Annotated in this window: 22 protein-coding genes and 1 pseudogene; 8 read left to right on the forward strand and 15 right to left on the reverse strand. The window is 64.8% G+C overall.

What is annotated here, in order from left to right:
* Positions 1-191: 191 nt before the first annotated feature.
* From B1790_RS04345 to fabG, 10 genes are read right to left on the reverse strand one after another with little or no spacing between them, the layout of a single operon-like run.
* Complete coding sequence (locus B1790_RS04345; RefSeq protein ID WP_079921974.1) at positions 192-1,388, reverse strand: acetyl-CoA acetyltransferase; 1,197 nt, start codon at positions 1,386-1,388, stop codon at positions 192-194.
* Positions 1,381-2,757 carry an OB-fold domain-containing protein gene (locus B1790_RS04350; protein WP_079921975.1) on the reverse strand — a complete coding sequence of 459 codons (1,377 nt, stop codon included), beginning with the start codon at positions 2,755-2,757 and terminating at the stop codon, positions 1,381-1,383. The genes B1790_RS04345 and B1790_RS04350 overlap by 8 nt, the downstream gene beginning before the upstream one ends.
* Positions 2,757-3,962 (reverse strand): acetyl-CoA C-acetyltransferase, encoded by a 1,206-nt coding sequence (locus B1790_RS04355; protein ID WP_079921976.1) that lies wholly within the window; start codon positions 3,960-3,962, stop codon positions 2,757-2,759. Before B1790_RS04355 ends, B1790_RS04350 begins: the two co-directional genes overlap by 1 nt.
* A complete protein-coding gene (locus B1790_RS04360) occupies positions 3,959-4,210 on the reverse strand; it encodes a hypothetical protein (RefSeq protein WP_079921977.1) in 252 nt (83 codons plus the stop codon). The genes B1790_RS04355 and B1790_RS04360 overlap by 4 nt, the downstream gene beginning before the upstream one ends.
* Positions 4,210-4,743 (reverse strand): aromatic-ring-hydroxylating dioxygenase subunit beta, encoded by a 534-nt coding sequence (locus B1790_RS04365; RefSeq protein WP_079921978.1) that lies wholly within the window; start codon positions 4,741-4,743, stop codon positions 4,210-4,212. The genes B1790_RS04360 and B1790_RS04365 overlap by 1 nt, the downstream gene beginning before the upstream one ends.
* A complete protein-coding gene (locus B1790_RS04370) occupies positions 4,740-5,996 on the reverse strand; it encodes a Rieske 2Fe-2S domain-containing protein (protein WP_079921979.1) in 1,257 nt (418 codons plus the stop codon). The genes B1790_RS04365 and B1790_RS04370 overlap by 4 nt, the downstream gene beginning before the upstream one ends.
* On the reverse strand, positions 5,993-6,787 hold the full coding sequence (locus tag B1790_RS04375) for an enoyl-CoA hydratase/isomerase family protein (protein ID WP_079921980.1): 795 nt from the start codon (positions 6,785-6,787) through the stop codon (positions 5,993-5,995). The genes B1790_RS04370 and B1790_RS04375 overlap by 4 nt, the downstream gene beginning before the upstream one ends.
* Positions 6,784-7,584: an enoyl-CoA hydratase/isomerase family protein gene (locus B1790_RS04380; protein ID WP_079921981.1), complete on the reverse strand. Its 801-nt coding sequence runs from the start codon at positions 7,582-7,584 to the stop codon at positions 6,784-6,786. The genes B1790_RS04375 and B1790_RS04380 overlap by 4 nt, the downstream gene beginning before the upstream one ends.
* Positions 7,581-8,351, reverse strand: a complete 771-nt coding sequence (locus B1790_RS04385) for an enoyl-CoA hydratase/isomerase family protein (protein ID WP_079921982.1) — start codon at positions 8,349-8,351, stop codon at positions 7,581-7,583. The genes B1790_RS04380 and B1790_RS04385 overlap by 4 nt, the downstream gene beginning before the upstream one ends.
* Positions 8,348-9,082: a 3-oxoacyl-ACP reductase FabG gene (gene fabG, locus B1790_RS04390; RefSeq protein ID WP_079921983.1), complete on the reverse strand. Its 735-nt coding sequence runs from the start codon at positions 9,080-9,082 to the stop codon at positions 8,348-8,350. Before fabG ends, B1790_RS04385 begins: the two co-directional genes overlap by 4 nt.
* Before the next feature lie 274 nt (positions 9,083-9,356).
* On the opposite strand from fabG, the gene B1790_RS04395 reads away from it, so the two are divergent.
* The 5 genes and pseudogenes from B1790_RS04395 to B1790_RS04410 all read left to right on the forward strand — a co-directional run bounded on the left by B1790_RS04395 (position 9,357) and on the right by B1790_RS04410 (position 13,455).
* The gene (locus B1790_RS04395) at positions 9,357-10,307 is read left to right on the forward strand and encodes an MBL fold metallo-hydrolase (RefSeq protein WP_233164931.1); all 951 of its coding nucleotides are present in this window, start codon (positions 9,357-9,359) and stop codon (positions 10,305-10,307) included.
* A gap of 6 nt (positions 10,308-10,313) precedes the next feature.
* Positions 10,314-10,460, forward strand: a pseudogene (locus tag B1790_RS35765) (maleylpyruvate isomerase N-terminal domain-containing protein); the annotation flags it as partial.
* A 120-nt stretch (positions 10,461-10,580) separates the two neighbouring features.
* Positions 10,581-11,111 carry a hypothetical protein gene (locus B1790_RS04400; protein ID WP_233164932.1) on the forward strand — a complete coding sequence of 177 codons (531 nt, stop codon included), beginning with the start codon at positions 10,581-10,583 and terminating at the stop codon, positions 11,109-11,111.
* The gene (locus tag B1790_RS04405) at positions 11,111-12,265 is read left to right on the forward strand and encodes a CaiB/BaiF CoA-transferase family protein (RefSeq protein ID WP_079921986.1); all 1,155 of its coding nucleotides are present in this window, start codon (positions 11,111-11,113) and stop codon (positions 12,263-12,265) included. The genes B1790_RS04400 and B1790_RS04405 overlap by 1 nt, the downstream gene beginning before the upstream one ends.
* 104 nt (positions 12,266-12,369) lie before the next feature.
* Complete coding sequence (locus B1790_RS04410) at positions 12,370-13,455, forward strand: phosphotransferase (protein ID WP_158083753.1); 1,086 nt, start codon at positions 12,370-12,372, stop codon at positions 13,453-13,455.
* Between the two features lie 225 nt (positions 13,456-13,680).
* On the opposite strand, the gene B1790_RS04415 is transcribed toward B1790_RS04410, so the two are convergent.
* Complete coding sequence (locus B1790_RS04415) at positions 13,681-14,547, reverse strand: NAD(P)-dependent oxidoreductase (RefSeq protein WP_369832280.1); 867 nt, start codon at positions 14,545-14,547, stop codon at positions 13,681-13,683.
* A gap of 471 nt (positions 14,548-15,018) precedes the next feature.
* Between B1790_RS04415 and B1790_RS04420 the strand changes: the two genes are divergently transcribed.
* Complete coding sequence (locus B1790_RS04420; protein WP_079921989.1) at positions 15,019-15,822, forward strand: RsiV family protein; 804 nt, start codon at positions 15,019-15,021, stop codon at positions 15,820-15,822.
* A gap of 311 nt (positions 15,823-16,133) precedes the next feature.
* Here B1790_RS04420 and B1790_RS35610 read toward each other — a convergent pair whose 3' ends face one another.
* From B1790_RS35610 to B1790_RS04440, 4 genes are all read right to left on the reverse strand, one after another.
* Positions 16,134-16,256, reverse strand: coding sequence for a hypothetical protein (locus B1790_RS35610; protein WP_255407244.1), 123 nt, complete (start codon positions 16,254-16,256; stop codon positions 16,134-16,136).
* Positions 16,257-16,548: 292 nt separating this feature from the next.
* On the reverse strand, positions 16,549-17,157 hold the full coding sequence (locus B1790_RS04430; protein WP_233164933.1) for a carboxymuconolactone decarboxylase family protein: 609 nt from the start codon (positions 17,155-17,157) through the stop codon (positions 16,549-16,551).
* A gap of 261 nt (positions 17,158-17,418) precedes the next feature.
* Entirely contained in the window at positions 17,419-18,303 is an 885-nt protein-coding gene (locus B1790_RS04435) for an alpha/beta fold hydrolase (RefSeq protein WP_079921992.1), read from the reverse strand.
* A gap of 138 nt (positions 18,304-18,441) precedes the next feature.
* Positions 18,442-18,978 (reverse strand): YkgB family protein, encoded by a 537-nt coding sequence (locus B1790_RS04440; protein WP_079921993.1) that lies wholly within the window; start codon positions 18,976-18,978, stop codon positions 18,442-18,444.
* 458 nt (positions 18,979-19,436) lie between these two features.
* Here B1790_RS04440 and B1790_RS34585 point away from each other — a divergent pair, with 458 nt between their 5' ends.
* Both B1790_RS34585 and tal read left to right on the forward strand, forming a co-directional pair.
* Positions 19,437-19,586 carry a hypothetical protein gene (locus tag B1790_RS34585; RefSeq protein WP_158083754.1) on the forward strand — a complete coding sequence of 50 codons (150 nt, stop codon included), beginning with the start codon at positions 19,437-19,439 and terminating at the stop codon, positions 19,584-19,586.
* Positions 19,583-20,689 carry a transaldolase gene (gene tal / locus B1790_RS04445; protein WP_079921994.1) on the forward strand — a complete coding sequence of 369 codons (1,107 nt, stop codon included), beginning with the start codon at positions 19,583-19,585 and terminating at the stop codon, positions 20,687-20,689. Before B1790_RS34585 ends, tal begins: the two co-directional genes overlap by 4 nt.
* The last annotated feature ends 61 nt before the right edge of the window (positions 20,690-20,750 follow it).

The following is a 20,750-nucleotide window of genomic DNA, read 5'->3' on the forward strand; positions in this document are numbered from 1 at the left end:
CACGACGCATAGACGGTCCCTCATGCGCCAACCCGTGACGTAGTCGCCGAGGATGTCGATCGTTCCGCCACACAATGACCCCAACATAGGTCGACCGGTCACGAATCAGGTGAGACCCTCGATACCGAATACGTCGACGTAGCCGGCGCGAACTGCTCGCCAACTTCGTGGCGCGCGTCCCAGCACCGACCTCAGCGCCCGAGTTCGCGTCCGACGATCGAGACGAACGAGACGCAGCCGCCAGGACGCCCGCCCAGATTGTGGGTCAGCGCAGTGTGCGGATCGGAGAGTTGACGCTCCCCCGCCGCACCCTTGAACTGCAGCCATGCCTCATAGAGCATGCGCAGGCCGCTGGCACCGACGGGATGACCAAAGGACTTGAGTCCACCATCGGGATTGATCGGTAGGCGGCCGTCGGCGTCGAATTCGCCGCCAAGCACGTCCTTCCAGCCCTGCCCGCTCTCGGAGAAGCCCAGGTCCTCCATCAGCACGATCTCGGTCGGGGTGAAGCAGTCGTGCACCTCGGCCATCGACAGCTGGCTGCTCGGATCGCTGATTCCGGCCTGGTCGTACGCATCTCGCGCGGCGCGGACCACTTCGGGGAACGTGGTGTAGTCGAAGGCCGAGTCGAACGAGCCCCGGGTTGAACCCGCTACCAGAGACAGGCCCTTGACGTACATCGGGGTGTCGGTGTACTCCAAAGCCCGGTCCGCCGGGACGATGAGCGCACATGCCGCACCGTCGGAGACGCCCGAACAATCGAAGACACCGAGACGGCCGGCGACCTTGACGGCCTTCTCGATGGTCTCCGGGGCCACCGGTGAGCGGAACTGCGCCTTGGGGTTTCGTGATCCGTTGTCGTGATTCTTCCAGGCGACGTGAGTCATCGCCGCCCGCATTTCGTCGGGGTGAACGCCGTGTTTGGCGCAGTAGGCGGGATCCAGCAGCGAGAACGCCGCTGGCGCGGTCATCGACAATTCCGGCGAGGTGCCATCGCCGGGCGGGTCGCTGCGCATCAGACCGGAGAAACCGGAGTCCTTGAGCTTCTCGACGCCGACGGCCATCACGACGTCATAGGCGCCCGAGGCCACGCCGTAGCACGCATTGCGAAACGCCTCGGAGCCGGTGGCACAGTAGTTCTCGACCCGCGTGACGGGTTTGTCGTCGGTCGAGATCGCCCGACTCAGCGTGAGACCGGACTGACCGGAATTCAGCGTGCCAAGCCAATACGCGTCGATATCGTTCTTGGCGATGTTCGGCGTCGACCCGATGCACTCACCGAACGCCTCGAGGATGAGGTCCTCGGTCGAGCTGTCCCAGCGCTCGCCGAAGCGTGTGCATCCCATCCCGACGACTGCGACCTTGTCGGTAATCCCGCGGCTAGCCATCGTTCCCCGATTCTCCGTCGTTCAACAGATGCGACTTCCAGAAGTAGTCATGCACACCACCGGCGGTGAACAGGCGCCGGAACGTGAAGGCCACCCTGGCACCCACTCGTAGTTCCGCCGGCTGAGCATCGGTGACCTCGATGGTGCAGCGTCCGCCGCCGTCGACGTCGACGACGGCCTGGATCATCGGTGGCGACGGTGAGTACGCAAGATGGTCGACCGTGTGGGTGACGATGCTGCCCTGCAACTTCGACACCGGAGCGGGGTCCATCTCATCGAGGGCTCCGCAGTTTCGACAGACCCGAATGGACGGAAGATGCACGAAACCACAATTGCGGCAACGCGTTCCGGAGAAGCCGAACTTCCATTGCCCGGCACGGGCAGCTGGAGGCGCGGCAGGGCGATCGGGCTCCGGTCGCCGCGGCGGCTCGAGTTCTACCAGTCCGTGCCAGGACAGATAAGTCAAGTGCGGCACCGTGATGCCGCCTGAGCGCTGCGCGCTGACCGGCGCCGCCTGCCGAGCCGACGGCAACGACTCCGTAGTACGCAACAACAGGGCGTCACAGCCGTCGTATGCGGTGATCACCAGGATCGTCTCGCCGGGAGCGGCGACATCGAGAGCCGAGCACAGTGCGATAGCGGCATCGGCAGCGCCGGAGAACCCGACGGGTGACACGTGGGTGGCCTTGCCCGCCTTGACCAGAGTCGGGATTCGCTTGGTGATCGCACTGTTGGGGCAGGCGACCGCAACGTGATCGACCTCAGCCAGACCGGCCTCGTCGAGAATCCTGTCAACCGCCGTACGGATGAGCGCCGCATAGTGATCGGCGCCGAAGCGTTCCTCCCACTGTTCACCGGTGACCGATCGCGGCGACCGCCACCGATCGAGGAACTCCGCCGACAGTGAACTGCTCGCCACGATCTCGGCGATCGCCGGGCCCGCACCGAACAGCAGGGCCGCGGCGCCGTCACCACCGAGACGTTCATCCGCGGATCCGGGCCGCCCGACCCGGACATCGGCGCTGACCGCCAGGCCTCCGGTCGACGCCGCCGATCGCCACGCGGCGACCGTGCTACGACCAGTGCCACACAGGTCGGTCGCGAATGCACTCTCGGGCAATCCCAATGCGGCGTGGATCGCCACGGCATTGGTCTTGTCGGCGTAGGCCGGGCTGCTCGTGGCGAAGTAGAGATTGGTCGGTAGCGACTGTCCGCGGATGGCCTGGGCGCTGGCGGCGACCGCCATGGTCGTGCTGTCCTCGTCATAGGACGCGACGACGCGGTCACCCTTGCGCAGGCCGATGTCACCGCCAGCCAACCGGCGACGCGGGAGGTAGGCGCCGTAGGCCAGCAATCCCGTGGTCGCCATCAGACTCCCCGGAAGACTGCGGCGATACCCTGGCCGCCACCGATGCACATGGTCTCCAGCGCCAATCCCCCACCACGGGTTTGCAATTCATGCAGCATGGTGGTGAGGATTCGCACGCCGGTGGCACCGATGGGATGGCCGAGCGAGATTCCGGAGCCGTTGACGTTGAGCCGGTCTTCGACGTCGGAGAGCTTGAGCCCCCATCCGGACAGCACCGCGAGCACCTGCACCGCAAAAGCCTCGTTGATCTCGATCAGGGAGAGATCGTCGAAGCCGAATCCGGTCTTGCCGAACAGCTTGTCCACCGCGCCGACCGGACCGATACCCATCCGCGACGGCTCGCATCCCATCGCCGCCCAGCCCTCGAGGTATCCGATGGGTTCCAGACCGAGCTCTTCGAGTTTGTCTTCGGCCACCACCAAACATGCTGCGGCAGCGTCGTTTTGCTGACTGGAGTTGCCTGCGGTGACCGTGCCACCGGGCGTGATCGTGCGCAACTTCGCCAACGATTCCGCCGTGGTGTCGGGGCGGATGCCCTCGTCACGGTCGAACACGAAGGGCTCGCCCCGGCGCTGCGGAACCTCGACGGTCACGAGTTCGGCATCGAAGGCACCGCGGGCCACGGCAGCGGCTGCCCGCTGGTGGCTGCGTGCGGCGAAGGCATCAGCGGCCTCGCGGTCGATGCCGTAGTCAGCTGCGAGGTTTTCGGCGGTCTCGATCATTCCGCTGATCTCACCGAAACGCCAGGTGGGCTGCGACCTTTCGCGACCGCGATCAAGACGGTCGTAGAGCACCTGGTTGCCCGACCGGGCACCCCAGCGGGCGGTGGTCGTGTAGTGCTCGATATTGCTCATCGATTCCACACCGCCGGCGATCACGACATCGGCGGCGCCCGTCTGCACGGTCATCGCCGCAGTGATGACGGCCTGCAGTCCGCCGCCACAGCGGCGGTCGATCTGCAGACCCGGCACCGTGATGGGCAGGTTCGCGTGCAGGGCCACCCACCGTCCGATGCACGGGGCTTCGGAGTTGGCATAGGACTGCGCGAAGACGACGTCCTCGACGCGCTCCGGGTCGACGCCACTGCGCTGCACCGTGGCCTCGACCACCTTGGCGGCCAGATCCTCGGCACGCATGGGCCTCAGGCTGCCGCCGAAGGTGCCGACAGCAGTGCGCACCGGGGCGACGATCGCTGCGCGCCTCATTCGCCGCTCCACCGATCGGCGGAAGGATCGAGCAGTTGGGCCATCTTGCCCTCGGGCAGCCAGACGATGGTCTCCAGCTCCAGTGCGTCGAGATAACGCACCCGTCCGGTCCGGAGGTCCTCGAGCCGAAGCCGTGGCGAGTTCCCCGCATTGTCGATGTTGACCGATACCTGGGCGAATTCGCTTTCCACCAACGGGCCGATACCCGGCACGCTCAGGGGTACGTCCCCGCTGAACTCGATGGACATCAGATCAAGAACCCGAGAGTCGGGAGCGGCTTGTCCTTGTTCACCAGAACCACCTTCTTGTACGACAGCCGCAGCTCGCCGTCGACGCGGCGCAGGCGGTAGGTCACCCGGCCGGCCCAGGACCGGTCGGCGCGGTCATGGGATTCGAAGACCACGAAGTTGGCGCCAACTTCCAGGTCCACGCCGCCATTGGAAACCGCCCGTCCGCCAAGGATTTCGACGTTGGAGATCAGCCGCCGCAGATTCGACGGCGGTGCCTGCGCATAGCGTCGGCCCGTCCGCAACTGCTTGAGCCGGGTGGAGATACGGCTGCGATTGTCGTAGTACACCGACATCACCTGCAGCGGATCCGGTCCGTCGTTACCGGCCGGAACCCAGTACAACGCGTCGTCGGTCCACAACGCCTCCCACGAGTCATAGTCGCTCTCGTCGGCGAAGCGCGCCTCGCGGAACAGGAACTGCTCGACCTCGCGGACGTCGAATCCCTCGGGTACCGAAACCAACTCAGAGGTTGCGTCGATCGCGCTGGTCATTCCGCCTCCATCAACGATGCGTAGTGCGACCAGAAGCCGCGCATGCCGGTCTCGTCGGTCGCTCCACCGATGGTGAAACCGTTCTCGTCGGTGGTCTCGCGTTGCAAGCCTCGACGGATCTGCAGCCATTCCGGCTGCAGCGCTTCCAGACCCAACTGATTGCGTTCATACATCTCGGTGTCGTCGGCCAGCAACATGCCGGCCGGTCCCACCGACCCGACGCACTGGGACACCATGCGCTTGTTCAACTCCGGTGCGCCTACCAGTTGGACCGCAGTGGAGTACTGGGTGCACTGGTTGAACGCCACGGGCTGGATGTTGAACACCTGGATCTCGGCGATGAACAGGTTGGGGAAGACCATCACGTGGGGTGCACCCTCGATGAGGATCTGCTCGGCGTCTTCGCCGTGCAGTGCCCGCATCGCCGCGACGTAGTCCGGCACCCGCTCTTCGGTGGTGCCAAACCAGCGCATGGGCTCGGCGAACTTGCGGAACTCGGGGCGCAGGTCGTTCTCGCTGTGGCCATTGCCCAGGTCGCGCGTGACGGCGGTCGAGGCGTCGCTGTAGAGCGGAGCGATGGTGCTGCCAGTGACACCGAAGATCGACCCGTGCACGAATTGCGGGTGATAACCGTCGGTCTCGTTCTCAGCCAACAACTTCCAATTCGAGTGGGTCTCGTGCCCGAGCCAGCCGGCCGTCAGTTCGACGCGGCCTTCCGGTGAGAGTCGCACCAACCGGTCGATCTCACCGGCGGCAGCACCGAGATGCTCGATCAGCGAGGGACCGTCCTCGGCGAAGCTGCCGAACACGAAGCCCTGATACGAATCGACCCGTGTCACGCGACCCATCGCGAGATCGAGCTTGCGAGTGCCGTAACCCTTGTAGAACGGAAACCCGATGAGCTCGCCGGTATTGCGGAACGTCCACCCGTGTAGCGGGCAGCGGAAGGTCGACGAGTTGCCCTTGGCGTCGTCGCACACCTGGTTACCGCGGTGTGCACACCTGTTCAGAAGCAGGTGGACCTGCCCGTCGCGATCACGGGTCATGATGACGTCCTGCAGGCCGAGCTTCTTGCGCACGTAATCACCGGGTTGGCTGACTTCGCTCTCGTGACCGACGAATACCCATGTGCGGTACCAGATCTTCCGCAATTCCTCGGCGAAGAGCCCTGGGTCGGTATAAAGCGAAGCGTGCACCTTGTCCCGCTGGATCAGCGGTGCGACTCGGCTGGTCCCCGTCAGTCCTGAAGTCATTCCCCAACTCCTCTAGTGGTACCGAAAACGGCAGAACGCTTTTCTGCGAACGCGGTGATGCCCTCGACGAAGTCGTCGCTGCCGAAGAGTGCAGCCTGCTCGGCCGCCTCCCGGTCGAGGACGGCCAACGGTGAGAGACCGGGCGCTTCGGCAAGCAACGACTTGATGACGGCCAACGCCTCAGCCGGACCGGCAGCCAGGCGCGTCGCATCCTCCAGCGCAGCGGCGCGTGCGGTCCCCGTCTCGACGAGCGCATCGACGAGCCCGATCTCCAACGCTTCCTGCGCTCCAATTGTTTTGGGAAGCAGCAGCATCTGGCGGGCACGTGCGATGCCGACGCGTGTGGGCAGCGAGACGTATGCGCCCATGTCGCCGGCCAGTCCGACCCTGGTGAACGTCGTTGCGAACTTGGCATCCTGCGCGGCCACCACGCGGTCACACGCGGCGGCCAGAGCGGTGCCTGCGCCGAACGCCGCTCCTTCGACCGCGGCGACGACGGGCTTACCGGTGCTCCAGATGGCGCGGATGACGCGCTGCGCGAGATTCGCGCGCTGTAGCGCCTCCTCGGTACCCATTCGCTGCATCGATGCGATGTCGCCGCCGGAGCAGAATGCCCGGCCGGCACCGGTCAAGACGATGGCGCGGACGCCCGCGTCAGCGGCGGCGGCCTCGATCGCGTCAGCCAGCGCCAATCGCAACGGGATGTCGATCGCGTTGAGCTTCTCGGGGCGGTTCAGCGTCACCACCGCAACGGCACCGATCTGCTCGGTCAGCACAGCAGCGGTGGTCACTTCTGGAACCTCGGCGGCCGGCGTTCGATGACGGCTCGCAATCCTTCGAGTGCATCAGCTGTGCCGGAAAGCTCTGAAACGGTACGCGCTTCCTCGGCCAGCCGTTGCTCAACGGATGCACCCACCCCGTTCCAGACCAGGCGCTTGCTCGCCGACAGCGCCTGAGTGGGCAGCTCGACGAGCTGTGCGGCAACCTCCTCGGCTCGCACCTGAAACTGGTCGTCCGCAGCGACTTCGGTGATCAATCCGATGTCGCGGGCCTCGGCGGCGGTGATGGTCGGGTTGGTCAGCACAATTCGCATCGCCTGCCGCAGACCAACGAGTTGGGTCAGCGTCACCGACACCCCGCCATCGGGGGCCATGCCTACCCGCACCGCGCCGGAGAAGAATTTGGCCGATTCAGCGGCGATGACGATGTCGGAGGCGCACACCAGTCCGAGCCCGCCACCGCCGGCGGCGAAGCCTTGCACTGCGGTCACCACCGGGACGCGAAGCTGAATCAACGCCGCAGACGCGAGCTGCAGCCACGCTGTTGCCTCGCGCAGGTAGTTGGGCAGGTCGGCGCCCTTGGATTCGAAGGTGTGAATGTCGCCGCCGGCGCAAAAGTTGCGTCCTTCGCCGGTCAACAGGACCACGCGCACCCTCGGATCGGCGTGACAGTCGAGGATCGCTTGATGCAGCGACCTCAGCAGCTCGACGTTCAGTCCGTTGGAGACCTCGGGCCGATTTAGCCGCAGGCGCGCGATGCCGCCGTCGACGTCGAGCGCGACGGGTGTCGTGTTGTCGATGGCGGTCATCGTGTTGCTCCTCGTTCGCTGAACGCCGACGCGCCGTTGCGGCCGGCTCCGTGGCTGATGTGGTTGACGACCGCGTTGAGTTCATCATCCAGTGCGGCGGACAGGGATTCGCCTAGGCCGGAGATCACCAATCGTTTGATGGTCACCAGCGCGTCACGTTGCCGCCCTGCCATGGTGGTCACGAATTCCTCTGTGGCCCGATCGAATTCGGACTGCGGAAAGCTGCGGTAGGCCAGGCCCAACCGCACGGCGTCGGTACCCGAGAGTCTGTCTCCGCTGAGCAGTAGCCCCATCGCCTGCTGCATGCCAACGAGTCGTGGTAGTCGCGCGGTACTGCCCCCACCGGGGATCATTCCGAATCGGACGTGGTTGTCCGCTATCCGCGCATCGTCGCTGGCGAGCACGATGTCGGCGGCCTGCAGCAACTCGAACCCGCCGGCCGCGGCGACGCCCTCCACGGCTGCCACCACGGGAATGTTGACGCTGGCAATGGCGTCGCATGCCCGTCGAAAAGCCTCGAACAAGGTACGCAGCGCGTCTGAGCCCTGCTCGCGAAGCCGTTCCACCTCCGCGAAATCGCCTCCGGCGCAAAAGTTTCCCGCTGCGCCTCTGATGAGGATCACGTTCACCGCCGGATCCGATCCCAACGTGTGAAGTGCCCGCTGGAGTGCTTCCGCCAACTCGACGTTGATCGCATTCAGCTGATCCGGACGGCTCAGGGTGATCCGGCCGACTCCGGCAGCGGCCGTGGCCAACACCGATGTCATATGTATCGGCCCCCGCCGACCTCGATCACCGTTCCGGTGATGTAGCTCGACAGATCCGAGGCCAGGAAAACCACCGCACCCGCAACCTCGGCCGGCTCCCCCGCGCGCTTCATCGGGACGTCGGCTTCGCGCTGAGCGAAGACTTCCGGGGGCATGGCCTCGGTCATCGGAGTGCGGATGAGTCCCGGTTGCACGGCGTTGACCCGAACGTTGTGGTGCGCCAACTCCTTGGCCGCGGATTTGGTCAATCCGACGATGCCGGCCTTTGCGGCGCTGTAGTTGGTCTGTCCGGGGTTGCCGGATTTTCCGGACAGCGACGAGATGTTGATGATGCTGCCCGTCTTGGCCTCTCGCATCACCGCCGACGCCTCGCGCACCCCTAGCCAGGTGCCGCGCAGGTGCACGGTAATGACGGCGTCGAACTGATCGACGGTCATCTTCTTCAAGGAGGCGTCCCTGGTGATACCGGCGTTGTTGACGAACACGTCGAGGCGACCGAACTGGCCCACGGTGTCGCGGACGACCGCCTTCACCTGATCCTCGGAGGTGACGTCGCAGGCCAACCCGAGACCACCGATCTCGTCGGCAGCGGCCTTGGCTGCGTCCCCGTCTAGGTCGACGAGCACCACGTGTGCGCCATGTGCGTGCAGCGACCGGGCGATCTCGCGGCCAATCCCCTGACCTGCCCCAGTGACGATGGCGACGCGCTCGGCAAGCAGGGAATCGACCATGGGTTATGCGGCTCCAAACCTGAGAGGGACTACTTTCTAATCAATATTAAACTACCCGCGAGATTGGTTCAACCACCCCGCTCACTTTCTCGACGGTTCACTGTCCAGCCAACGCACGGCAACCCACTCTTTTTACTGTGTGTTAAATTGCGATTTTGCCGTCGGAGGAGAGGGATTCGCCAAGATGTCGAACCATCGTTTAGCCGACGACCGAGAGACGTGTACCGCAGCTGATCTGCCACCTCACGTCGTCAAGATTCCGTTACCCCTGCCGATGAAAGACCTGAAGGTGGTGAACGTCTACGCAATCTTGGGAACGGACGGCGTGACGTTGGTGGATTCGGGCTGGTCCGACGGACACAGTGAGACCGTCCTGGTCGACGCCCTCGACCGGCTCGGCTACACCCCCGCCGACATACGGCGCATCGTTGTCACTCACCACCACTGGGATCACTACTCACGAGCCATCGATTGGCAACGGCGTTACGGGACCGTGGTGATGATCGGCCGGGAGGAGCGGCATTCGATCGAAGCCTTCGACGAGCGAACCCGTGCCTACCCCTTACAGGCGCGACTCCTACTCGCGGCCGGGGCGACCGACCTCTCGCAGACCATTGCCGACTATCCGCTGGAGACCTTCGAACGAAATGTCCCGCTGGGACCCGCCGACGTCTGGCTGGACGACGGTGAGCACATCGACTGCGGTGGAATCGATCTCGTTGCCCGGGCCACGCCAGGCCACACCCGGGGTCACCTGGTCTATGAGGACCACCGAGCAGGCCTCACGTTTACCGGCGACCACATCCTGCCCAGGATCACGCCGTCGATCGCCCTGGAACGGGTACCGGAAGCGTTGCCGCTGCGGTCATATCTGGCGTCGTTGCAGCTCTTCGTCGATCTGCCGGACACGTTGATGCTCCCTGCCCACGGTGACGTCAGCCCGAGTGTCAAGACACGGGCCGAAGCACTCATCGAACACCACCGAGAACGTCTCGATCAAGCCCGCGAGCTGGTGGCGGCGGGCAACTCGACCGCCTATCAAATCGCCAAGCAGATGTTGTGGACCCGACATGAACGCACCGTCGACGAGCTCGGTCCGGTACACGGCATGACTGCCGTCCTCGAGATATTGGCCCATGTTGAGCTTCTGGCGACCCGCGGGATATTGGAGCGCACGGAGTCTGACGGGACGAGCCACTACGCCGTCAGCCAGAAGGGGGCCTGAGCCGCGATGCCACTCCAATCGATCCCGAACCGTACGTCGGCCCTGCGCGCCGAACGTCTCGAAGTCTTGCGCTTCTGTTCTGAGCTGAGCCCCGAAGAATGGTCCGCACCAAGCAACGCCAGCGGATGGCGGGTCCAAGATGTTTTGGCGCACATGGGGTCCGGATGCCACTCGCTGTTCACCCCCTCGGCAGCGGCAGTGTTGTTGAGCAAGGACATCGAGAGCACCAACGACACCATGGTCGCGACCCGTCGGTCGTGGGAACCAGGGCAGGTGCTCGACGAGTACACCCGCTGGAGCGGGTGGGTCACCCGGTTGTCGGGCTTGATCGGCGCTACCCCAATTGCCCAAGTTCGGCTCCCCTTAGCCGAATTGGGTTCCTTCCCAACCGGATTGCTCCTTGGTGCAGCAATGGTCTTCGATCAACACACCCACCTGCGCTTTGACATGGCCCCGGCTATCGGCAAGGTGTCTCCACCGACCGATGCCAGCCGGATGTCGGTGGTCATCGAGTGGATGCTGGCGGTGCTGTCGAACCAACTGCGCAAAACGCCGCAGGACTGGATGCACCAACCCGTGAGCCTCACGCTGACCGGGTCCGGCGGCGGCGCGTGGTCGATCGCGGCAGACGGCGCCGTCACCTCGGACGTGGCGTCCGAACCCACCTACGCCGATATCGTCGCCTCAGCCGACGAATTCCCTGAATGGGCGACGCGCCGCGCACCGTGGCGAGACCGCAACGTCACCATCGGCGGCAACCACGAGTACGGTGAGCGGTTCCTCGACGCGATGAACATCGTCTGATGACCACACCGAAACCCGCCCCGCTACACGGTGTCCGCGTACTCGAAGTCGGCGGTATGGGTCCGGGCCCTTTCGCCGGAATGACGTTGGCCGACATGGGCGCCGAGGTCGTCCGCATCGATCGGCCCGGTGGCCTGGGAGTGTTCCCTGGTCTTCCCACCCAGGATGTCCTCAACCGCGGAAAGCGTTCGGTCTGCCTTGATCTGAAGCAACCGGCCGCCGTCGAGGCGCTGCTCGCGATGGCCGCGCAGGCCGACATTCTCATCGAAGGACACCGCCCTGGCGTGGCTGAGCGGCTGGGAATCGGCCCCGCCGACTGTCAAGCCCGCAACCCCGCACTGGTCTACGGGCGCATGACGGGTTGGGGTCAGGACGGTCCGCTTTCCCAGCGGGCCGGTCACGACATCTCCTACATCGCGCTCACCGGAGCGCTGCACGCCATCGGCGACGCCGACGGCCCACCGCAGATCCCGCTCAACGTCGTCGGCGACTTCGGCGGTGGCGGAACCTATTTGGTGATGGGTGTACTGGCAGCCCTGTGGGAGGCCGGCCGGACCGGCAGCGGACGCATCGTGGATGCCGCCATCGTCGACGGGGCGGCACATCTGATGTCGGGAACCCACGCGATGCTCAACACCGGCACGTGGCGTGACGAACGCGGGGTGAACATGCTCGACGGAGGCGCGCCGTACTACGCCATCTACGAAACCAGCGACGCCGGCCACATGGCCGTCGGCGCCATCGAGCCCAAGTTCTATCGTCTGCTTCTGGCCGGACTGGGTCTGCACGAAGTCGACACCTCCCAGCAGGACGACCGATCGACGTGGCCACGAACACGACAGCAGATCGCCACGGCGTTCGGCGAGCACACCAGAGCGCACTGGACCGAGGTCTTCGAGTCGACCGACGCATGTGTGGCTCCCGTCATGAGCCTGCGCGAAGCCGCCAAGCACCCCCATCTGAGAGCCCGCGGCACCGTCGTCGAGCACGACGGCGTCGTGCAAGCCGCCCCTGCACCACGCTTCTCCGGAACACCCGCCGTCGTCGGCGCCGCTCCGGTGCCGATGGGCGCTGATACACGCACTGTGCTCGCGGAGTGGGGTATCGCAGATGACCTCATCACGAGTGTGACGGACGACGGGAAGATCTCATGACATTTCGCGACAGGGTTTCGACGATGGCAACTGTCGGCCAGATCGCCTCGTCGATCATCCGAGAGAGAATCGCGCCGCAGGCACCCATCAATGATCCGAGGGTCGTGCCACCCTCAGCGGAAGCCATTACCCCCGAATGGCTTACCGCGGTCCTGTGTCGTGAGGTCGAGGGCGCGCGGGTCGTGGACGTCAAGGTGTCGGGCGGAGACGACGGCACCAGCGCGCGTCGCGCCCTGCGCGTCGTCTACAACGAGGCCGGCACGACAGCTGGACTGCCGACCCAATTGTTCACGAAGTCGACGGCAACCCTTGGCTCTCGGATGCTGCTCGGCGTCACCGGTATCGCCGAGGGCGAATCCGTGTTCTACAACCACGCAAGGCCAGACCTGAAGTTGCGCAGCCCCCACGCCTTCTACTCCGGTTACGACCCTCAGTCGCATCGATCTCTGGTTATCCTGGAAGACCTCACCGCCCGTGGCTGGACCTTTCCCGATCCGATGACCAACACCGTGTCCCGCAAGGATGCCGAGGACATGGTCTCGGAGATGGCGACCTATCACGGCGCATTCTGGGATAGTCCACGATTTGGTAGCGACCTCGCTGCCCTTCGGCCGGCCTACGCATGGCAGGAGAATCTCAATCGCAAGGTGGGATTCGAAAAGCGAACTCTCACGGGCCTCGAACGAGCCAAGGACGTCGTCAACAGCGCACTCCATGCCCAACGCGACAAGCTCTACCCCGCCTTCATGCGGTCGTTGTCACTGCACCGCGCCGCCCCAATCACGCTGCTACACCAAGACCTTCACCTCGGAAACTGGTTGCGTGACGAGAACGGCCGGATGGGTCTCTACGACTGGCAGTGCGTCGCGCAGGGAAGTTGGGCCCTGGACTACTCGTACGCACTCGGGGGCGCATTGACGACCGAGGACCGACGAGAGTGGCAGGAAGATCTCCTCCGGCTCTACCTCGAGCATCTCAAGGACAGCGGCGCCACCTCCGTGCCTTCGTTCGATGCTGCGTGGCTGGCATACCGGCAGCAGCCGATGCACGCCCTGGCCTTCGCGCTGTTCACCAACGGTGGCAGCCGTTTCGAACCCGAATTGCAGCCCAAGGATTACACGCTGGCATCGATCGAAAAGATCGCGCAGCACGTGACCGATCTGGGGTCGATGGACGCACTCGTCCCCTGATCGCGGGGCAGTCAGTTTGACTGGTCCACACCCGCGCGGCGCGAGGCGACCGTCCGGAGGTCGCCGGCCAAGCGCACCCGTGCCGGCATGGCGTCGCGGGCGACACGCATGGCGACGTAGTGCCCCGGAACCGGCGCGGCCTCGACGGGGCCATCCGGGGTGACGACCGTGACGCCATCCGGCTGTCACAATCACCGACGGTTCCACACGCCGGGTGCCCCTTGGTCAGTAACCGAAGTAGACCGCCGCCATGTCGTCGCCGCCGTGACCGGCCTCGCTGGCGGCGTCGAAGGCCGCGCGGACACCGTCGACCAGCACCGTGGACAGGCCCGCCGCCTCGATCGCGTCGCGGATCAGCCCGGTGTCCTTGCGGACGCCATCCACGCTGAACTGCGGGGCGAACGACGACTCGACGATCGCCCTACCCTTCATCTGCAGGTAGGGCGAACCCGCTGCGGCTCCGTCGAACGCGTCGAGCATCAGCTGCTGATCCACGCCGAGGCCCTTGGCTAGGGCGAGCGACTGGCCGACCGCCGCGGCCAGTGCGCCGATCCACGCGTTGCAGACCAGCTTGAGCTTCGAGCCGAGACCGAGCTCGTCGCCCACCCAGATCGTCTTGGCCGCCATCGCGTCGAATGCCGGCTGCACCCTCTCGCGAAGGGCGGGGTCACCGGAGGCCAACATGACCAGCTTTCCCTGCTCGGCGGGCGCCTTGGTGCCGAGCACCGGGCAGTCCAGGAACGCGACGCCATGCTCGGCGGCGACTGCCGCTGTTTGGGCGGCGCCGTCGACGCCGACGGTTGCGCACTGGACGAAGACCGCGTCCTGCTTCATGGCCGGCAGCACCGTGGCCATCAGCTCGATCGTCGAGGCGGCGTCGAACAGCATCGCCACCACGACGTCGGCGTCGGCGACGGCCGCGGTGGGATCGAGGGCGACCGTGGCACCGTCGTCGGCCAGCGGTTCCGACCGCTCGACCGTGCGGTTCCAGACCGTCACCTCGATGTCCTGGCGCAGCAGCGATTGCGCCATTCCCGCGCCCATGGCGCCCGTTCCCAGAACCGTCACTCGCATGAGCCCATTCTGCCGCAACGGTCTGGGGCTCGACCGTGCGCGTCGGGAGACGGATCTGCGGGACTCGAATGGTTTGAGGTCGACGTCTTGGGGTCCGTGCGAAAGATGAAAGACGATTCGTCGTCCACACCGCTTCTCGCCGACCCAGGGGCGCCGGCGTCGATCGCTGAACGGCTGTCCGACACCCTCCCCCGGGCTCTGACGAATACGGTTGGCGCGGAGGATGAATGGGACGCATCCGTCCGGCACCATGCGTATCCGATCAGAGGGTGACGCCGTCGCCGACATCAGCGTGCCCGACCGGCTCTGAGTCATCTCCATCCCGAGGATGGGCGACCTTTCATCAATTGCCGGGTGCGGAGCCTGGCAGAGCGTGATGGCCGAGGTGAGTCGTATGCCGCGGTTACTTCGCCCGGTCCGCTCGACCGGCGCGGCACCCGCTAGCCTGGCTTTCGCGGCGCGGTGCCGCGTTTGCTAGGAGGATTACCCATGCGCACTCTCAGCGTGGCCACACTCGCCACGGTTGCCACCATCTTCGGTTCGTCCGGCCTAGCGGCGGCGGCGCCAAAGGACTACTGCGCCGATCTCAAGGGCGCCAACACCGGCACCTCGTGTGTCATCCAGCTCACCGACCCCGCGTACGGCGTGAGCATCAGCATTCCGCAGGACTACCCCGAGCAAAAGTCGGTCTCCGAGTACGTGTCCCAGACGCGCGACGCGTTCCTCAACGCGGCCAAGTCCGGTGCGCCACGCACGGCGCCCTACCAGTTGACCATTACGCCAACGGAATACACCTCGGCCGTTCCCCCGCGCGGCTCGCAGGCCGTGGTGTTCAAGGTGACCCAGAGCCTCGGTGACGGGAACTCGAAGACGACCTTCAAGGCGTTCAACTGGGACCAGACCTACCGCAAGACGATCGCCTACACCGCGGCACCGGACGACAAGCTGAATACGCCGCTGTGGCGAGTCGACGATCCGCTGCCGACCGTCGCGCCGATCGTTCAGGCCGAGTTGCAGAAGCAGTTGGCACCGCCGCCACCGGTCGCGCCGCCGACGCCGGCGGCGGAAGCGGGACAGCCGGTGACGCCCACGCCGAGCACCACGCCGCCACCGCCGCCCGCACCCTTGCCGATCTCGTCGACGGCGCTCTACAACCCGGCCAATTATCAGAACTTCGCGGTGGTCAACGACGGGGTGATCTTCTTCTTCGACCAGGGCGTGTTGTTGCCCGACTCGGCCGGGCCGCTGCAGGTGCTCGTGCCCCGGTCGGCGATCGACCCGATGATTGCCTAGTCCTTCAGTCGCCCGCGGCCTCGATTGGGTACGGATGCGCGGTGTCGGACTCGTAGCAGATCGCGAACGGCTTGTTCGTGACGAACAGAAACGTCACGTCGTCGCCCGCGGTGGCATCGGAGCACGAACACCTGCATGTCCGTGTCGGGATCGGAAAGCAGTTCCTTGGAAGGGATTTCGGCACCAATCTGCGGGACGACGAACGTCGACCACGGCATGCGGCTCCTCTCGACATCACCCGCGTCCGTCGCGGGGATTCGGGCAGAACCTTAGTAATCCATTGCTTGCGAATGGTTTTCGACGGATTGCGGTCAGCGTTCCTGCAATGTCGCGCTCGGCAGGCCGTCGATGACCTCATTCGCGGGAATGGCTGGCAGATGGCGCGGCAGCCTCTTGAGGCGCACCGCATCGACGGCAATCAGCACGTGCTCCAAGCGAGCAGTGTAGGTATTGCACCGCTCGCAGTCCTGGAGGTGCACTCGCACCCGTTCGCCGAGCAGGTCGTCGAGGTCGCCTCGAACATAGGTCTCTGCCAACTCGCAGGTGTCACCACACCGCACTACAAGCCCTCTCTTCCGCCACATACACGCCCTACACATCCCGCTGAACCAGAATCACCGTAGCGTCGCTTCCGTTGGCCGACAGGAATCGTCGAACGCATCACTCGAGACGTCCCACATCTCCATCTCAGCGGCTCCTACGAGTCAGGTCGTCTCCCGTCCTTCGTCAGAGCGACACGACCGGCCAGTCGTTCTCGACCCGCGCCAGCACGTTGAAGTAATTGGTAAGAATGTTCAGGGCCAGATTTGCGACGAGTTCGCCAACTTCCTCTTCGGTCACACCGGCAGCGAGCGCAGTCTTGACGTCGGCGTCGTCAACGTCGCCGGCGTTCTCGGCGATCAAATTCGACAGGGTCAGCAGGGCCGCAACGTGGGGATCGGCAGACTCGCTGCGTCGGGCTCCGTCGAGTTCCGCTGCATCGACCTTCGCAATCTTGTCTCCGATGTACGTGTGAGCTGACAGGCAGTACTCACAGCCGTTCAGCTGTGCAGTGGCCACCGCCAATCGCTCACGTGTCGCAGGCGGCAGTGTGCCTTGGCCGACTGCCTGCGACAGCGCCAGATAGCCCTGCAGCAGGGTCGGGCTGTTGGCCATCGCCGTCGTCATGTTGGGCGTTTGCCCGAGCGACTTCTTGACTTGCGCCAACAATTCTGCGGACTTCCCGCTGGCGGCACTGGGCTCGATAGGGGCGAAGAATGTCATGACTTTCCAATCGGTTGGGTTCCGCCAGACGGTCGGAACGAGATACTGGACATACCAAAGGCTCAGTGGCATAGCCGCATAACGTGCTCACCGGCTGACGATCGAAGTTGAACCCATCTGGCCTTGAACATTTCGCGCATGAACGGCTTTGGCTGTGGCGTCCCATCGTGGTGGTCGCTGACCGGAACCCCGCGACCATTACGCCGCCGCCACGCCGGACTTCGATCGAGGAATGTGACCGGCGAGGTGCAAACAGTCCGATTCTCACGCCGGGACTTCCGACCGGTGACCGGTAACGGTGCTTGTGCCGTTCTGCATCACAGGCAGGTCTTACTACGGAGTCCCGTGCCGACTTCCTGCACTTGAATCGCCAAACGTCTTGGCCAGCAGTGAGTTCGCATGCGCTGCGATGCTGTCTGCTTCTTCTTCTAGAGCAAAATGGCCGGTGTCCAGTAAGACCACTTCGGCGGACGGAACGTCAGCCGTAAAGGCTTGGGCGCCGGCCGGAATGAAGAACGGGTCGTTCTGCCCCCAGATCGCCAGGAGCTGCGGTTGGCGGTTGCGCAACCAGGCTTGCCATTCGGGATACAGCGGCGGGTTGTTTTGGTAGTCCCATAGGAGTTGCTTCATGTATTCAGCGCGACCGGGAAGGTCGATGACTAGCTGGTCAGCCAGGGCTTGCCCTGGATCGATGTGCTCGATGTCGCGAGCGCCGGCCTGCCACTGATGCTGAGTGCCCGCCAAGGTGACAAACCAGTCGACCGCTGGTTGCCCAGCCTCCTTGTCCGCCCACCAGTCCGCCAGCGCAGCCACCCCAGGGCCGAAGCCATCGGTGTAGGCGTTGCCGTTCTGGGTGATGATGGCGCGCACTCTGTCTCCGTGTGCCAGCGCTACGCGAAAGCCGACGGGGGCGCCGAAATCGAACATGTAGACCGCGTAGTCACCGATGCCCAACGTGTCGATCGTCTTGCCGGTGACTTCGGCCAATCGGTCGAAAGTCGGCGAGCCGGGTAGCGGATCCGAGAGCCCAAACCCGGGGTAGTCGATCGCGACGACATGCCAGTCAGGAGCCAGGCGGTCGATCAACCGTGTGTAAGCCCTAGTGCTCGAGGGATATCCAGGCAACATCACGAGAGTTTCGCGGGTCGGGTCACCAGCTTCGCGGACGAAGACGGCAAGGTCGTCGACGGTGATCCTGCGGTGGCGGATCGAACTCATGGGTTGAGTACCTCTCATTTGGTGTTGATTCGACTGCGATGCACTCGCGTCCGGCTGTCATCTGGGATGGGTTCGTGACCTCGGAGTCGCGTGACGTGCTACCGCCTGTCTGACCGAGGCCGCCGGGGTGTTCAACCGTTAGGCAGCCGTCACCGCGGTCCCTGTCGCTCTTTCCTTCCGCGTCGCGTCGAACGCGTCGGCGAGCAACCACAATGACAATCCGAGTAGGGCGATGTCCTTCATCAGGAATTCTCCGGTGGCCGAGAGCACTGGAAACCCGCCCGCACTCTCCTCCCCGATGCCGGGGGTAGTGACCATGAAACCCAGGGTGCCGAGAAAGAACAACGAGGCGAGTAAACCGCCGACGACGGCTGCTCGAGGCATCCACGGCTTGACGGCCAGGAGGATGGCGGTAATCAACTCGGCCACCCCCAGCACGATGCTGAACGCGTCGATCGACATCACATCGTAGATCCAACTCATGAACGGGCTGTTCTCCACGAGTGGTGAGATGCCAACCGCCTCGTAGTGAGTGACCTTCATGGCGGCAAACCAGGCGATCACCAGGACCAAACTGTACCGGGCGACCAGTGCGGCCACAGCGGTCGTTCGCGGCCCGAGGTTTGCAAGTGTGATCGCCCCATGCGCATCGTGGCTTGGCGTGTAATCTGACATGTTTTCCGCTCTCCGAGTAATCAATTGGACTGTCTGCGTGTCCGCGGCCAGGTGGCCCCGGGGTAATGACTGACCCCCAAACCGCCGGGTGGTGTCGGTGGTCAGTCGATGCACGCATCTGTGGTGTCTGATCAGGAGACGACTATCGCCGCGCCGGGATTAATTGTCATCATCCGTTCACAGCTTTCACCCGGGTGATGTTGACCACCGCCGCACCTCGTGCTGTATTCCGGTGGCCACCTTCCAGCCAGATCGCCGTTCGATGCTGGCCCAAGCCGGAAACACCGAGAGGTGTTGTCTTGGAACTCAACGCTGCAAACGGATCCCGGTGCACCACTCACCCGGGTGAACGGTGCGCCGGGGTGATGACAACTCACCCGCGCAGACCGGAAAGTGCATCCATGAAGACAGCGGCGGCTCGAGCCAAACGACGACCGCCAGATTGGAGACCCAGCACGATGGCTGACGACGCTCGACCTGGTCCCCGCCCGCGCGGTCAGGCCTACCAGCAGGCGCTTGCCGACTACGCTCCGGTGATCCTCGCAGGCGTCTCGTCGCTCGCCTGCATCCGACTGGCCAGGAATCGGCGACGGGCTCGGCGCGCATGACCCAGAATCCTCACTTGGCCGCTCTGTCGGATGCCGGGGTTTCGGTCTGGCTCGACGACATCTCGCGCGATCGTCTGCAGTCGGGCAACCTGCAGACACTGATCGACACTCGAAGCGTCGTCGGAGTCACCTCCAATCCCACGATCTTCCACGATGCGCTGTCGCACGGACAGGCCTACGACGCCGATGTCGCCGCATTGAGAGGGCGCGGCCTCAATGCCGACACCGCCATTCGAACCCTCGTCACCGACGACATTCGCGTCGCCTGCGATGTGCTGCGACCTCAGTGGGAGGCTTCAGACGGCATCGACGGGCGGGTGTCCGTCGAGGTCGACCCCCGCCTCGCGCACGACACCGACCGCTCCGTCGCCGAGGCCGTCGAACTCTGGAAGATCGTCGACCGCCAAAATGTCTTCATCAAGATTCCGGCCACGCCAGCAGGCATACCGGCAATCACTGCAGCACTGGCCGAGGGGATTTCGGTCAACGTGACCCTCATCTTTTCCGTGCGACGCCACCGTCAGGTGATGGACGCGTACCTGGCAGGGCTGGAGGCAGCCAGGCGCGCGGGCCGGGACCTGTCGCACATACATTCCGTGGCGTCGTTCTTCGTCTCCCGCGTCGACACCGAAGTCGACGGTCAACTCGAGGCCATCGGCGGCGCAGCGCTTGCCTTGCGAGGGCGGGCAGGAATCGCCAACGCCCAGTTGGCCTACGCCGCCTACCAAGAGGTGTTCGACGACACCCGCTTCGCCGCGCTCCACGGCGAGGGCGCACGCGTGCAACGCCCGCTGTGGGCATCCACCGGGGTGAAGAACCCCGACTACCCCGATACGAAATACGTCTCCGGACTCGTCGCACCCAACACCGTCAACACGATGCCCGAGAAGACATTGCACGCCTTCGCCGAGCACGGAGCGCTCACCGGCGACACCGTCACGGATACGGAAGTCGAGGCGCAGAAGGTATTCGACGATCTCGCCGCCGCGGGTGTCGACCTGGATCAGGTGTTCACCTCGCTCGAAGACCAAGGGGTGGCGAAGTTCGAAGCCTCCTGGCGGCAGCTGCTCGACGCCTACCCCGGCGGTGGGTCAGTTCGGTGAGCACAGACGCGCTTGCCCCACCCGACCTCGACGTCCGTCGCCCGTTCCCGGCGCGAATGGG

Source organism: Mycobacterium sp. AT1 (assembly GCF_002043095.1).
Taxonomy (GTDB): domain Bacteria; phylum Actinomycetota; class Actinomycetes; order Mycobacteriales; family Mycobacteriaceae; genus Mycobacterium.